Source organism: Helicobacter turcicus (assembly GCF_019711685.1).
Taxonomy (GTDB): domain Bacteria; phylum Campylobacterota; class Campylobacteria; order Campylobacterales; family Helicobacteraceae; genus Helicobacter_D; species Helicobacter_D turcicus.
Map to the genome: position 1 here is coordinate 1 of NZ_JAIGYQ010000007.1, position 14,123 is coordinate 14,123.

At 35.3% G+C, this 14,123-nt stretch carries 9 protein-coding genes; 4 read left to right on the forward strand and 5 right to left on the reverse strand.

Annotation, left to right across the window (positions count from 1 at the left end; translation table 11 throughout):
• Positions 1 to 391: 391 nt before the first annotated feature.
• From K4G57_RS05865 to K4G57_RS05880, 4 genes are read left to right on the forward strand one after another with little or no spacing between them, the layout of a single operon-like run.
• Positions 392 to 1,378, forward strand: coding sequence for a taurine ABC transporter substrate-binding protein (locus K4G57_RS05865; RefSeq protein ID WP_221532284.1), 987 nt, complete (start codon positions 392 to 394; stop codon positions 1,376 to 1,378).
• Between the two features lie 7 nt (positions 1,379 to 1,385).
• A complete protein-coding gene (locus K4G57_RS05870) occupies positions 1,386 to 2,138 on the forward strand; it encodes an ABC transporter ATP-binding protein (protein WP_221532283.1) in 753 nt (250 codons plus the stop codon).
• 11 nt (positions 2,139 to 2,149) lie between these two features.
• A complete protein-coding gene (ssuD, locus tag K4G57_RS05875) occupies positions 2,150 to 3,283 on the forward strand; it encodes an alkanesulfonate monooxygenase (RefSeq protein WP_221532282.1) in 1,134 nt (377 codons plus the stop codon).
• Positions 3,283 to 4,050: an ABC transporter permease gene (locus K4G57_RS05880; protein WP_221532281.1), complete on the forward strand. Its 768-nt coding sequence runs from the start codon at positions 3,283 to 3,285 to the stop codon at positions 4,048 to 4,050. Before ssuD ends, K4G57_RS05880 begins: the two co-directional genes overlap by 1 nt.
• A gap of 188 nt (positions 4,051 to 4,238) precedes the next feature.
• Here the strand turns inward: K4G57_RS05880 and K4G57_RS05885 are convergent, their stop codons facing one another.
• From K4G57_RS05885 to K4G57_RS05905, 5 genes are all read right to left on the reverse strand, one after another.
• The gene (locus tag K4G57_RS05885) at positions 4,239 to 7,037 is read right to left on the reverse strand and encodes an FAD-binding and (Fe-S)-binding domain-containing protein (protein ID WP_221532280.1); all 2,799 of its coding nucleotides are present in this window, start codon (positions 7,035 to 7,037) and stop codon (positions 4,239 to 4,241) included.
• A gap of 106 nt (positions 7,038 to 7,143) precedes the next feature.
• Entirely contained in the window at positions 7,144 to 9,147 is a 2,004-nt protein-coding gene (locus K4G57_RS09255) for a methyl-accepting chemotaxis protein (protein WP_221532279.1), read from the reverse strand.
• A gap of 68 nt (positions 9,148 to 9,215) precedes the next feature.
• Entirely contained in the window at positions 9,216 to 10,805 is a 1,590-nt protein-coding gene (locus tag K4G57_RS05895; protein WP_221532278.1) for an ABC-F family ATP-binding cassette domain-containing protein, read from the reverse strand.
• A gap of 138 nt (positions 10,806 to 10,943) precedes the next feature.
• Positions 10,944 to 13,463 carry a molybdopterin guanine dinucleotide-containing S/N-oxide reductase gene (locus K4G57_RS05900; RefSeq protein WP_221532277.1) on the reverse strand — a complete coding sequence of 840 codons (2,520 nt, stop codon included), beginning with the start codon at positions 13,461 to 13,463 and terminating at the stop codon, positions 10,944 to 10,946.
• Entirely contained in the window at positions 13,460 to 14,035 is a 576-nt protein-coding gene (locus tag K4G57_RS05905) for a cytochrome C (protein WP_221532276.1), read from the reverse strand. The genes K4G57_RS05900 and K4G57_RS05905 overlap by 4 nt, the downstream gene beginning before the upstream one ends.
• Between the last annotated feature and the right edge of the window lie 88 nt (positions 14,036 to 14,123).

Genomic DNA, 14,123 nt, shown 5'->3' on the forward strand with positions numbered 1-14,123 from the left:
AACACTCTAATCCTTCTCTTTATGCAGGCTTATTAAAACCTTTGTTCATTTTTATTTACTATTGAAAATTGCACTTTTCAAATTTTTTAAGCGGTTGTTGCAGGGTTATTCAAGGGGGGTGTTATGTGTTTGAGAAATATGATTTATAAAGGGATTTTTAAAAACTTTATTTCAAAGGCTTATACGTCTTTGTCTTTTCTATTTTTATTATCTTGTGCGCTTTCTATTCTTTAAAATATTTTTATGTTTTATTGTTTTAGATTTATTTTTAGCAAAATTTTTTAATATACATATTGTATTTTAAAAAATTATTGACATTTATCTTTTAAATCTTTATAATGGAACGAAATTTTTGAATAAAAAATTTTTACATTTAACAAAAGGATGCAAAATGAAAAGCATAAAAAGATTAGCATTATTGCTATTGGCTTTAGTTGGAGTTACGCAAACGCTCTTTGCTCAAACTCTAAAAGTCGGAATACAGAGTATTCCTAGTACGCAAACATTAGCGATTGCAAGCGGGATTTTGGAGGAGGAATTAAAACAGGCTGGAATAAAGCTAGAAGTGTTTAGCTTTGATACTGGAAGAGATATTAATAACGCATTTGCTTCTAAAAGTATTGATGTGGGCTTTTTAGGCACTACACCCTATGTTGCTGGAATCCTAGGTGGGCTAGAAACAGATGTTATTCATATTAGTTTTGTTAGCAAACAAAATGAAGGTTTAGCAGTCAAAAAGAATGGTGGCATTAAAAGTGTTGGCGATATTAAAGGTAAAAAGATTGGCGTCCCTTTTGGCACAAGTGCGCATTATGCACTCCTCTCTACACTAAAAGTCAATAATATCGCACAAAATGAAGTAAAATTGCTAGATTTAAATCCTACAGATTTGTTTGCAGCATGGCAAAGAGGTGATATTGATGCGGCATTTGTTTGGGATACTTATTTAAGCGACTTAGAAAATGCAAATATCATTTATAGTGATGAAGATTTGCTAAATGTTGGGATTATCTTAAGTGATGTGAGTGCCGTAAGAAAAGAGTATAAAGATGAAAAAGCACTAAAGGCTTACATTAGAGCACTTGATAGAGCTTATGACTTATATATTAATAACAGAAAAGAAGCTGTGGAAGTGTTTGCGAAGCATTTTAAATTTAACCCTGAGATTGTGGAGGGATTAATTGATGAAAAAAAGGCACTTTGGCTAGATTCTAAAGCATTAAAAGAAGCTAAATTTTTAGGCACCCCAACGCAAAAAGGAGAGTATTATAAAACCATACAAGGCGTAGCGGAGTTTTTACATACACAAGGAGTATTAAGAAAGATTCCAAAAAGCATTAAGTTTGATAGCTATATCAATCCTTCATTTTTGCAGTGAGGATTTTATGCAAATTTTAAATATTAATAATCTCTGTTTTGAATATAGCAATCTTAAGGTGTTTGATAATCTTAATTTAGCGGTAAATCGCGGGGAATTCATTGTGTTACTTGGGGATTCTGGTTGTGGCAAAAGCACACTTTTAAGAATCATTGCAGGAATCTTAAAGCAAAAAAGCGGAGAGATAGAAAATAAGGCTAACGGTATTGGACTTTGCTTTCAGAACTCCCCCCTTTTTCCTTGGCTAAATCTTGTAGATAATGTGAGTTTTGGGTTACATAAAAAACCAAAAAAAGAGCGTCTTGAAATTGCTAGAAAATTTTTAGATTCTGTTGGATTGGGTGGAGCAATTTTTGAAAAAAAATATCCTTATGAATGTAGTGGTGGGCAAAAAAGCAGGGCGTTTCTAGCAAAGATTCTCTGTGATAACAAAGAGTTAATCTTGCTTGATGAGCCTTTTAGTGCGCTTGATGCTTTCACAAAGGAAAATATGCAAAATCTTGTGCGAAACATTTGGGTGCTTTATAAAAAAACGATGATTCTTATTACGCATGATGTCAATGAAGCCTTAAGGCTTGGGACTAGAATCCTGCTGTTAAAGCCTTATGAGATAAAAAATCAAAATATCATCGCAGAATTTAGCGTGAATTTTACAAATAAAATTGGCGAAAACAATGTGGAATCTCAACAAGACTTTGCAAGGCTTAGGGCAAGAATCTTGGAATTATTAAGAGATAATGAAGCAAATTATATTATATAAAGGAAGTAAAAATGGAAAAATTAAATGCAAATTTGTTTTGGTTTCTACCAACTTATGGTGATGGGGCATATCTAGGGAGTAATATCGGTGCTAGAAAAATTACACTAGAGTATCTTACGCAAGTGGCGAAAGCTGCGGAATATGCAGGATTTTTGGGAGCATTGATACCCACTGGGAGAAGCTGTGAAGAATCTTATATCGTAGGCAGCGCACTTTTTAATGCTACAAAAGCTTTTAGATTCCTAATGGCACTTCGTCCGGGTGTTATCTCGCCTAGCTTTGCAGCAAGAATCTCTGCTACACTGGACCGATTAAGTGGTGGGCGAACACTCTTTAATCTTGTAACTGGGGGTGATGAGGAGGATTTACAAGCCGATGGGATTTTTCTAAATCATAAGGACAGATATGAACAAGCCGCAGAATTTACAAAAATCTGGAAAGCTTTGTTAAGTGGGGAATGTGTGAATTTTAAAGGGAAATATTACAATATTAAAGATGCTAAACTTTTTCATCCACCACTACAAACACCCTATCCGCCATTATTCTTTGGTGGATCTAGTGAAATTGCACACAAGCTAGCTGGAGAATATGTTGATAAATATCTAAGTTGGGGTGAGATTCCATCAAAAATGAAAGAAAAAATTGATGCGGTGAAAGCAGAAGCAGCAAAGCATGAGCGTGAAGTTACATTTGGAGCAAGATTTCATATTATCGTTAGAGAAAGTGAAGAAGAGGCTTGGGAAGCAGCAAGAAAGCTTATTTCTAAGCTTGATGAAAAAACCATAAAACAAGCAAGAAAAGATATGAATTCCTATGTCTCTGTGGGACAACAAAGAATGAATGCATTGTTTGAAAACATTAATGATGATTTAGTGATTTATCCAAATATTTGGGCAGGTGTTGGGCTAGTTAGAGCTGGGGCTGGAACTGCTATCGTAGGAAGTGTAGAAAGTGTGCTAAGAGTGCTAAAGGAATATATTGATATAGGTGTGGATACTTTCGTGCTATCTGGATATCCGCATTTAGAAGAAGCACTTCGCGTAGGGGATTTGTTAATGCCTTATATAAATCCTGTGGGTTTAGGTGAGATAAAGCTAAAAGAAATCACAAAAAAATACGACACAATAGCCAATAGAAGCCAGTAATGAAACTCTTAAAAAATCACAAATTATTAGTGCTGGTATTTTTAGTAAGCATTGTTGTTTTATGGCAGATTGTGGCAATTGCTATGCATTCTCTTTTAATTCCTAGTCCAAAAGATGTAGTTAGTGCCTTTGTGGAATTGTTCCAAGATGGTTATAAGGGAAGTAGTTTGGGGGAGCATATTTATGCGAGTTTAAGGCGGTTATTTCTAGCTTTTCTTAGCGTTGCTTTATTTGCGATTCCATTAGGATTATTTAGCGCGTTCAATAAATTTGTAAGGGCATTATTTGAGCCTTTAGTAGAGTTTTTAAAGCCTCTTCCACCACTTGGGTATTATAGTATTTTGATTCTATGGTTTGGGATTGATGAGTTAAGCAAAGTATTGCTTTTATTTTTTGCAGGATTTGCACCGCTTTTTATTGCAAGCTATTCTGCAGCACATAAGATTCCACAAGATTTTATCCACTCTGCTAAAAATTCTGGAGCAAATGCGTGGCAAACTTTTTGGCGTGTGATTATACCCCATTCTCTGCCAGATATTTTTACAGGGATTAGAATTAGTATCGGGGCTAGTTATTCTGCACTAGTAGCAGCAGAAATGGTAGCTAGTCAAAGTGGTATTGGTTGGATTGTGCTAGATTCTTCTAAGTTTATGTTTATTGATATTATGTTTGCTGGAGTAATTATCATTGGTTTAACAGGCGTTTGCATGGATAGAATCATAGTTTTTATAAAGTCCCATTTCATTCATTGGGAGGGAAAAAGCTAGAAATCTACTAATGAAGTTTTAATAATTTTTATGAGGATGGTTGCATAAAGATAAGGAATTAAGTTTTTTTGAATCCTTTTTTATATCCTAGGGTATTTGTCGCTTATTGCAATTCTTTAAAGCTTCATAGCTTATCCTTAATGTGATTGGGTGCTATGTGCAGTGATTTTAAAAATAATTTAGAGTTTTTAAGTGCTTAAAGCATCTAATAAATAAGCAATATGCACGAAATCAAGTTCACAATAAGAATTTAAACCAATTTCACAAGTGCAGCTTGAACTCACACCCAAATCATAATCCTTAGTTTCAAATTTTAAATTCCTTGTTGCGCTTTGATTAAGCTCGGGCGTAAAAAAGCCCTTGTCTCCAGCAAAGCCGCAACACTCAAAACTTCTAATCACTCCTACCTCGTCGCTACAAAGCCTCGCTAAATCTTCTATAAAATGGGCTTTATCAAGTTTTTTAAGCAAGCAAAGCTTATGCACTAAAATCCTTTTATCACCCTTTCTAAGCTTAAGCTTAGAGGCGATGCTAAATAAAAATTCACTTAAATCAAGCACTTGCAAGTCTTTAAAATTCTTAAACATCTCATAAAAACAACTTGAATGATCAACAACAATCCTAAGCTTACCCTTTAAACTAAGCTCAAAAAGTTCTGCTTTTAAATATTCTGAATTTTTATCCTTGATGCTGGGAAAATTTTCAAAAAACTTTCCACAACACATTTTAGATAAATTTGAAGGATAAAGCACGGAAATTTGAGCCTTCAAACACAAACTTTCTACAACTTCTTGCAAACTTCTTTGATCTTGAAAAGATTTTAAATTCGGCTTAAAGATGCGATTAGAACAAGCACTAAAATAGACGATTTTCTCATCAAATTCAAATTTTGATTCCAATATATAAGAATTTGCTAAAGGCATTTTTTCGGGGATATAAGGAAGATGAAATTTGTGTCCAAAACTACTTATTTTGCTAAGCCTTTTTTCACCAAAAATCCTACTAGCACCATTTGTCAAAGAAACGCCAAATTTAGCAAAGCTAAGTAAGCGATCAAAATTTTCATAAGCTTTTTGCGCCAAAGGCAAAAATTTAGCATTTAGGCTTTTGCGCAAAGTAAGAGCAATTTTTGCTGTATCTATATTTAAAGGACAGAGATCCAAACACCTTGAACAAGCAGCACAGGTTTGCACGCCGTAGTATTCGTATTCTTTTAAAAGTTGATTTGCCTTTGAAAAGTCATTAAGTGCATTTAATCTAGAAACTTCTCTTAAAACCGCTATTCTTTGACGAGGAGTAAGGGTTATATCTTTGCTTGGGCAATTCTTTTCACAAAAGCCGCATTCCATGCAACGATTAATGAGCTCACTCTCAAGGGGTAAATTTTCAATAGCATTCATAGCCTTAAGGTTTTTCTTATAAATTTCCTTATCATCGCTAATAATAACATCAGGATTTAAAAGTCTCAAAGGATCAAAAGCTGTTTTTATGGCTTTGTTAATCTCATAAGCTTTTGACCCCCACTCAAGCTCCACAAAAGGTGCAACCATTCTGCCCGTTCCGTGTTCAGCTTTTATGCTGCCTTGCATCAAGCTAACTTTTTCACTCATTTCGCAAACCAAAGCACTAAAATTTTCATATTGCACTTGATCGTTTAAATTTGGTGTAATGATAAAATGCAAGTTTCCGCTTAAAGCATGTCCAAAAATTACTCCTTCAAAGCCATATTTTTCAAATAAAGTTTTTATAAGCTCTGCCCCTTCACAAAAATCTTCTATTTTAAAACACAAATCCTCTGTAATGACCGTTGTTTGTTTTTTTCTCGCCCCAGCAACTATTGGCAAAAGTCCTTTGCGGATTTTCCACCAGCTATCAAATTCGTTTTGTTCTGTTGAAATAAGAGGTTCAAAAGCAAGTTTTAAATCTTTTAAATGCTCTTTAAGCTCTGTTAAATTCTTATCAAGTTCTTTTGCGCTATCAGCTATGCTTTGGAGCAAAAGACAGGTGTAACCCTCTTTGCATTCCTTAAGTATGTTTGGCACTCCTTCATAGTCTTTAACTGCACTCAAACAAGCATAATCCATCATTTCAAGAGCATTAACTAAAGGAAGTCTTGCAAGACTTACAACTGCCCTTGAAGTTTGTTCTAAGTTTTTAAAAAACAACAAAGCACAACCTTTAAAAGCACTATCTTTTATAGTCTTTAACCGCACTTTACTCACAAAACCTAAAGTTCCCTCACTTCCTACAAAAAGATGATTGATGATATCTCTAGTTTCGCTAAAATCAAGCAAAGCATTAATGCTATAACCCGTTGTGTTTTTAATCTTAAATTTATTCTTGATGAGCTTTTTTAAATCCTCGTCTTTTAAAATTCCCTCTCTTAAAGAAAAGAGTGTTTTTATCAAATTCTTATGAGTTTTACAAAAATTCTCACAACTTAAAGCATCACCTGTATCAAGTATGCTTCCATCAAGCAAAACTACCCTTAAAGAGTGTATGGTGTGATAACTATTTTGAGAGACCCCACAGCACATTCCGCTTGAATTATTGTTTAAAATTCCTCCCATTAAAGCCGTTGCTATAGTGGCAGGATCAGGTCCTATTTTCTTACCAAAAGGCTTTAAAACTTCATTAGCCTCACTAGCTATTACTCCACACTCACACTCAATAATGCTTGCGTCTTCGTTAAGCTTTATGCCTTTAAACCCCTTATTTGCAATAAGCAAAACACTATTTGAACTTGCTTGCCCTGAAAGGCTTGTTCCCGCTGCTCTAAAAGTAATAGCGATTCCATATTTGCGCACTAAAGCTAAAACACTAAGAACTTCTTCTTCATTTAAAGCATTAATCACAAGTTTGGGCGTGTAGTTATAACAACTTGCATCCACGCCAAAAGCATAACGTAACAAATAACTTTCAAAAACTTCTTTACACGCAGATTTTACTTCTTTAACAAAAGCAGAAAATTTGGAATCAAAATTCATAATAAGCCTCTCCCGTCTATTTTCTCAAGTCCCGAATTGTTCGCTACACTTGCCATTGCAATCAAGTTGAGGAATAGAGCTTTGGCGATGGCTAATGAAGCATCGCCTAATGGATTTTAAATTCATTAATCTTTCTTTCAATGTCTGTGGCTTTAGATTCTAATCCATTTGCAGAGTTTGAGACATTGTCCATCTCTTTAGCGATTTCTTGTAGGTTATGGTTTAAGATTTTGTTATTATCTAGAAGTTTTTGCGTGTGAGATTCCAAGAGATTAGAGCTTTGCGCGGTTTCTTGTGCTAGATTATTGACAACATGCATTTTGTCTGTGATAAGGTGAATGGAATCTTGTATTTTTTGAGAATCTTCCATAAAAGCATAGGAGCTTTTTGCGCTTTGTGTGATTTGTGTGCTTATATCTCCAATGCTTTGTGTGATTGCATTTATTGTTATGTTGATTTCATTGAGAGATTTTTGTGTGCGTTCTGCGAGTTTTCTTACCTCATCTGCAACAACGGCAAACCCTCTTCCATGTTCTCCTGCTCTTGCTGCTTCAATAGCGGCATTGAGTGCTAAAAGATTTGTTTGGTCTGCAATGTCTGTGATAGTGGTTAAAACAATTTTGATGTTTTCTGCTTCTTGGTTGAGTTGGGATACATTTTGTGCAAGTTGTTCTTGTCTTTGTGCATTATTAGAAACACTTTCTGAAAATTTAACAATGGAATCTACAGCATTTTCAAGCTCTTTAATAGCAATTTCTATATTTTCCATTGTAGTGGTGCTTTTTTGTGAATTTACTTTTAAAGAGGATTCCACTTCTTGACTAATAGTGCTTGCTTCATTGGAGAGCAAAAAACCTTGATTTGTGCGCGTTAAAACTTCTTGTGCCCCATGCAATAGATTTTTTGAGGTTTGGACATTTTCTTTGCTTTGGGTATTGAGTTCTGCAAAGATTTCGCGTATTAAGCTTAAGAAGTCTGAAATAGCAGAGAGAATAATGCTAATCTCATCTTTACCATCACGCATAAAATTAGGCATAGAGGCAATATCTTTGGTTTGTTTGAGTCCTATTAGATAATATTGCATTTTTTTGATACGTTGTGTGATATCCTGCAAAATAAGGAATCCTAAAAGCATTGTAAAAAATATAATAACGCCAATTCCGCTAAGTGTTGCCCAAAATCCAAAGGCATTACTACTTTTGATATTTTTAATATCTGCAATGAGTTCGGCTGCAATTTTATCTTCAAGTTCTTTGAGTAGGTCAATTTTTTTAGTGATTGTAGCAAACCAATATGGACCTTCTACCCCAAAGTTTCCTTCATCGCTATTTTTAATAGCAATATCACGCATAGCTTGCACTTCTGTAAAGCTTTTGTCTTGTTGAAGTTTTTTGTAGATTTGTTGATTTTCGCTTGAGGCATATCGTAAAAAGCTGTCAATATAAACCTCTTGCGCAGTAATAAGTGCTATAAATTTTTCATAGATTTCATCAGCAAACTTATTTGCACTAAATGTGTTAGAGAGGGTTGCGCGTTCCTGTCCTGCGCTTTCTTTTGCTTTTAGGAAATTGATATAAGCAATTAGCTCTTTTGTCATTCTGTCGTTTTTGCTAACCCCAGTAACTTCAATAATTACATTAATGGAGTGTGCAATTGTGCCTGTGTAGTATCCTAGAATATCGCCAATCTTTACATTTAAGGAATCTATACGAGATCGGATTTGGGAGATATTTGCGAGTTGAGTTAAGAAAATTTTTAAGGAATTTTGCATAGATTGCGGATATATGCTTGTAGGAAAAGTTGCTAGAAAGTCATTGAGCTCTTTAATCTTTGTATTGGTTAAATTCCTCTGTTGTTTTAAGTTCTCTCCAAATGCGCTTCCTTTTGAACCCAAAAAGCCCGCTGAGGTCCCTCTTTCTTTTTGTAGTTCGTGAATGACTAGGGAGATTTTTTCAGAGAGAATAACGCCCCTCTCTAGCAACTCTGCACTTTTATACTCTACATACTGCCCTTTAATAAAGAAAGTAGAGATTAGCACCAAAGCCAACATGGGCAACAAAACAAGTGCAAACATTTTAATACGGATACTTAAATGACTAAGGAAATTCATAATCAATCCTCCTAAAAAATTTGTCCCTATCTTTGATAGCATAAAAAATGAAAATAGTCAAGTTAATTTTAGGCTTGTGATTCTAAATACTCCTCATAACTTCCGCGAAAATCTATAATTTCATTATTTTCTTTAAATTCAATAATGCGGTTTGCATACACTCCAATTAACTCTCTATCATGGCTTATGCAAATCACATTTCCATCGTATTTATAAAGTGCTTCACCAAGTGCGATAATTGCCTCTAAGTCTAAATGGTTTGTAGGCTCATCAAGCACAAGAAAGTTTCCACCCTCTAGCATGAGTTTGCTTAACATTATGCGATGTTTTTCGCCACCACTTAGCGCATAAACACTTTTTTCCTGTTCCTCTCCGCTAAAAAGCATTCTCCCAAGTGCATTTCTAATCTCACTAGTTTCCTTTTTTTTATCAAATCCGCGTAGCCATTCATATAACGTTTCCTCACCTTTGACTTGTTCGGTTGTGTTTTGTGGAAAGTATCCGCGTTCAATCGTTGCTCCCCATTTAATGCTCCCACTTGCTGGTTTTAGATTTTCACAAATTAACTCACAGAATGTTGTTTTTCCGATTCCATTGCGTCCAATAAGTGCGATCTTATCTCCGGGTAGAATTGTTAAGTTAAGCTCCTTTAGCACACACAAATCCCCATAACTGAAGCTAAGATTTTCAAGAGTTAGGGCTTCATTACCAATAGAGCGATTTGCTTTAAAAACAATACTAGGGTCTCGACGGCTTGAGACTTTAAGGTTTTGAATATCTAACTTGTCAAGTTGCTTTTGGCGAGAAGTGGCTTGTTTTGCTTTGCTTGCATTTGCACAAAAGCGTGCAATGAAGGATTCTAACTCTTCCTTTTCTTTGAGTTTTTTATTGCGCTCCATTTCTTGCTGTTTTGCAATTAAAGTAGAAGCAATATACCAATCATCGTAATTACCGCTAAATTCACGCACACTTTTGAAATCTAAATCCAAAATATGTGTGCAAATGCTATTTAGAAAATGTCTATCATGGCTAATCACAACAAGTGTGCCTTCATGTCGTTTTAATTGTTCTTCTAAATAGCCGATAGTTTTCAAATCTAAGTTGTTTGTAGGCTCATCTAAAAATAAAATATCAGGTTTTGGGAATAGCACTTGTGCGAGTAAAACTTTAAACTTATCCCCACTAGTTAGTGTTTGCATAAGATTATTATGAATGCTAGCTTGGAATCCTAAATCCTCTAAAATTTTTTCAATTTGCACATCGTATTCATAAGTTGGATCTTCCTCTGCGCAAATCATCTCTAGCTCACCCAAACGCTCATTAACCACATCGCTAAAATCGCCCTCATTATAAAGCCTTTCTTTCTCTTTGATTGCATCATAAAGGCGTCTGTTACCATAAAGCACACAATCTTTAATGCTGAAGTCTTCAAAGGCAAATTGATTTTGCCCAAGAACACCTAGACGCGCATTTGGATCAAAGGAGATTTCTCCGCTAGTTGGCTCTATTTCCCTGCTTAAGATTTTCAAAAAAGTAGATTTTCCTGCGCCATTTGCGCCAATAAGCCCATAGCGTTTGCCTTTGTCTAATTTTAAATTTACATTTTCAAAAAGTTTTTTTGTGACGTATTGCATACCAAGCCCTGTGATTTGAACCATATCCTTTCCTTAAAGATTGTATTGTTTGTAATTTTTAAATTTTAAATGTATTTTATCAAACAAAAATATAATATTAAAGACTAAAGGTTGCTTAAAGTTTATTTGTAAGATTTCGCTCTCCAAAGGAGAGCAGAAAGATTATTCAGCACCTTTTGGAGCGGAGAAAGCAGTAACTTTTGGAAGTTCCCCTTCAAATTTTTCAATATTTACAAGCCCTGTGTGTGCAATATTTCCATTTGCTAGTTTAGATGTTGGAATGTCAAGGGTTAGGACATTTGCGCTACCATATTTACACATTCCTTCTTCATTTGGGTCATACCATCCACCTTCGTGCAACATTACTACACCCGACATAATGTCATTATTGACTACCGCGCCTGCTAGAACTTCTCCCCTTTTGTTGAATACACGCACAACATCGCCGTTTTTAATACCTAGTTTTCTAGCATCTTTTGAGTTGATTAAAATTGGCTCTCTACCATTTACAGCATAAGTTTCCCTTAGGCTAGTGTGGCACATTTGTGAGTGTAGTCTGTCTGCTGGGTGGTTTGTAAGCAGGTGGAATGGAGCTTCTTTTGTTGCATTTCCTAGCCATTCAATAGGCTCAAACCAAGCAGGGTGTGCCTTGCAGTCATCATAGTTATACGTTTCAATGGTTTTAGAATAGATTTCAATTAATCCAGATTCTGTTCCTAAAGCTTCTAAGATAGGATCTTCTATGAAGTCTTTGAATCTAGTCCATTCTAAGCTTTCAATATTTGCTGCAAATTTAATAGGTTCATTTTTTGCCCAGAATTCTTCAAAGCTTGGCATGGGTGTTGCAAACTCTGCCCCATAAGCTTGTGTTTGTGCAAGTGCGCTATTGTAATATTCTTTAATGAAATCTTTAGCTTTTTTGCCATTGTCAGTAAATGCGTTATATACATTTTTGCCATAAACCCTACATAAATCAGAGAAGATTTCATAATCATCACGACTTTCTCCTACTGGTAAAACAGCTTGTTTCATTGGCGCAATAAACATATTAGAGTAATCCCCAACCATTGTAATATCATCTCTTTCATAAGAGCTTGTTGCAGGCATAACAATATCTGCCATTTTTGCTGTTGGCGTCCAATAGATTTCATTAACTACTACCGTGCGCGGTTTTCTCCAAGCTTTAACATTTGTGTTTGTATCTTGATGATGCACTAGTGGATTTCCGCCAACCCAATAGATAAAGTCAATATCAGGGTAAGTGATTTCATGTCCATTGTGTTGGATTTTTTTACCCGGATTTAAAAGGGCATCAGCGATTCTAGCTAATGGAAAAGAGTAGGTCGCTGCATTTTGAAGCCATTCAGCACCGCTTTGTGTGGAAGTATCTTTTGGTAATCCTCGGAATTTTCCGTTTTTCCAAATTCCAACAGGTCCTGCTGTCATACCTCCAATTACGCCTCCTTTGCAAGTAGGAACACCACCATTGCTATAATGATAACTTAGTCCAAAACCACCACCTTTTGTCCCGATTTGTCCTAACATTGAAGCTAGTGTTACTAACATCCAGTGCGGTTGCTCTCCATGATGAGCTCTTTGCATTCCCCAGCCGCTCATTAGCATTGTTGGGTTGTCATAGAAGAGCTCTGCAAGTTGTTTGATTTTTCTTTCTTTGATGCCACAAATCTCACTTGCCCATTTTACATTTTTTACGACCCCATCCCCTTTTCCATCTAGATACGCTTTAAACTCATTGAAGCCTGTTGTGTAAGTTTCTAAGAATTCATAATTAACTTTTTTGACAGAAATAAGGTGATAAGCCATTCCAAGCATTAAAGCCACATCTGTATTTGGGCGAGGAGCAATCCATTCAGCATCAAGGAATTTACAAGTTTCTGTGCGCACAGGATCTATGCAGATAACTTTAATTTTACTCTTTTTAAGTTTTTCAAAGTAAGCTAAACCTTCTTGTTCTGTGGCAGTCCAAGAGATTCTTAGTGTAGAGATTGGGTTAGCTCCCCAGATTACAACAACTTTAGAATCACTTAGAATATTTTCCCAAGAAGTTTGCTGTTCATAAACCTCAATACTTCCAACAACATAAGGCATAATAACTTGTGAAGCACCTGTAGAATAGTCTCCTGTAACACCAACGAAACCACCTGTAACATTTAAGAATCTATGGAGCAAAATACGTGAGTTTTGCATATTTCCACTTGATTTCCAACCATAACTTCCACCAAAGATTGCGCTTGCCCCTTTTGTGTCGCGTGTCTTTTTGAGTTCTCTTGCGATTAATTTAATTGCATCTTCGTAGCTAACGCGCACAAATTCTTCTTTACCTCTAAGCTCTCTTTTTGGATTATCCGGGTTTTCTAAGTAGCTTTTTCTTACATAAGGGTATTTGACTCTTGATTTGTAAATCATATCTGCTGTGTAGTGTTGCAGAGGATTGTCCATTTTTGTAATTTTTTCATAAGGTTCAGATTTTACAACTTTACCATCTTTGATGCTTAGATTTAAAATGCCCCAGTGTGCAGCTGTAATAACTTTACCATCTTTGATAAGTCCGGGTTTGATAGATGTTGCTTGTGGATTTTTTGCACCCACAAAACTTGGCATTAAAGGTAATGCACTAAGCCCAGCACCGATTTTTAAAAACTTTCTTCTATCTACGCTCATTTTGTCTCCTTAAAGTCTTTTGCATTTTTTTGTAAGTATTCAATGACTAGCCATCTGTCCTTTTTGTCAATTCCTGTTCTATCTACCATAGATCTAAAAGTGCTTGGCCACTGATTTGCTGTGAATTCTTGTGTTTTGTGTGCAGTGTGGCAGATTCCGCAATTTTCTGCATACAATGTTTTTGCTCTTGCAAGCATTTCTTTATTGTTTTTTGCAAATTCTTTTTTGTCTGTCCAAACTTCAATACTCACCTTGTCCCATTTGCCATTTTTACCCGCAACTCTTCGTGTAAATTTTAGCTGAGTATTTTTGCTAAAAGCTGCTACAATGATTCTTTGGCTATCATTGAGATACAGCACATATGGCGCTTTTGGATTAACAAATCCATCTACTTTAACCTTTACCCTTGCCCCATCACTTTCAAGGATAGAAAAAGCATTTGTAGGAAGCAATCTTCCTGCAACTTTACTATCATCTTTGTGTAAGAATAGCGACAAAACTTCATCGCTAAAGCCGGTATTTTTTGCAAATAAACTTGTAGCAAAAAATAAACAAACAATGAAAATTTTCATTCTAAACCCTCCGTATTTGTAGAATGTGTAATTATATATTCTAAAAGCATTCAAAAGCAAGATATTTAATAATATATAAAGCTTTGAT

Coding starts and splice junctions, on each gene's coding strand:
- K4G57_RS05865 (WP_221532284.1), top strand. CDS start 392: ATGAAAAGCATAAAAAGATTAGCATTATTGCTATTGGCTTTAGTTGGA.
- K4G57_RS05870 (WP_221532283.1), top strand. CDS start 1,386: ATGCAAATTTTAAATATTAATAATCTCTGTTTTGAATATAGCAATCTT.
- ssuD (WP_221532282.1), top strand. CDS start 2,150: ATGGAAAAATTAAATGCAAATTTGTTTTGGTTTCTACCAACTTATGGT.
- K4G57_RS05880 (WP_221532281.1), top strand. CDS start 3,283: ATGAAACTCTTAAAAAATCACAAATTATTAGTGCTGGTATTTTTAGTA.
- K4G57_RS05885 (WP_221532280.1), bottom strand. CDS start 7,037: ATGAATTTTGATTCCAAATTTTCTGCTTTTGTTAAAGAAGTAAAATCT.
- K4G57_RS09255 (WP_221532279.1), bottom strand. CDS start 9,147: ATGAATTTCCTTAGTCATTTAAGTATCCGTATTAAAATGTTTGCACTT.
- K4G57_RS05895 (WP_221532278.1), bottom strand. CDS start 10,805: ATGGTTCAAATCACAGGGCTTGGTATGCAATACGTCACAAAAAAACTT.
- K4G57_RS05900 (WP_221532277.1), bottom strand. CDS start 13,463: ATGAGCGTAGATAGAAGAAAGTTTTTAAAAATCGGTGCTGGGCTTAGT.
- K4G57_RS05905 (WP_221532276.1), bottom strand. CDS start 14,035: ATGAAAATTTTCATTGTTTGTTTATTTTTTGCTACAAGTTTATTTGCA.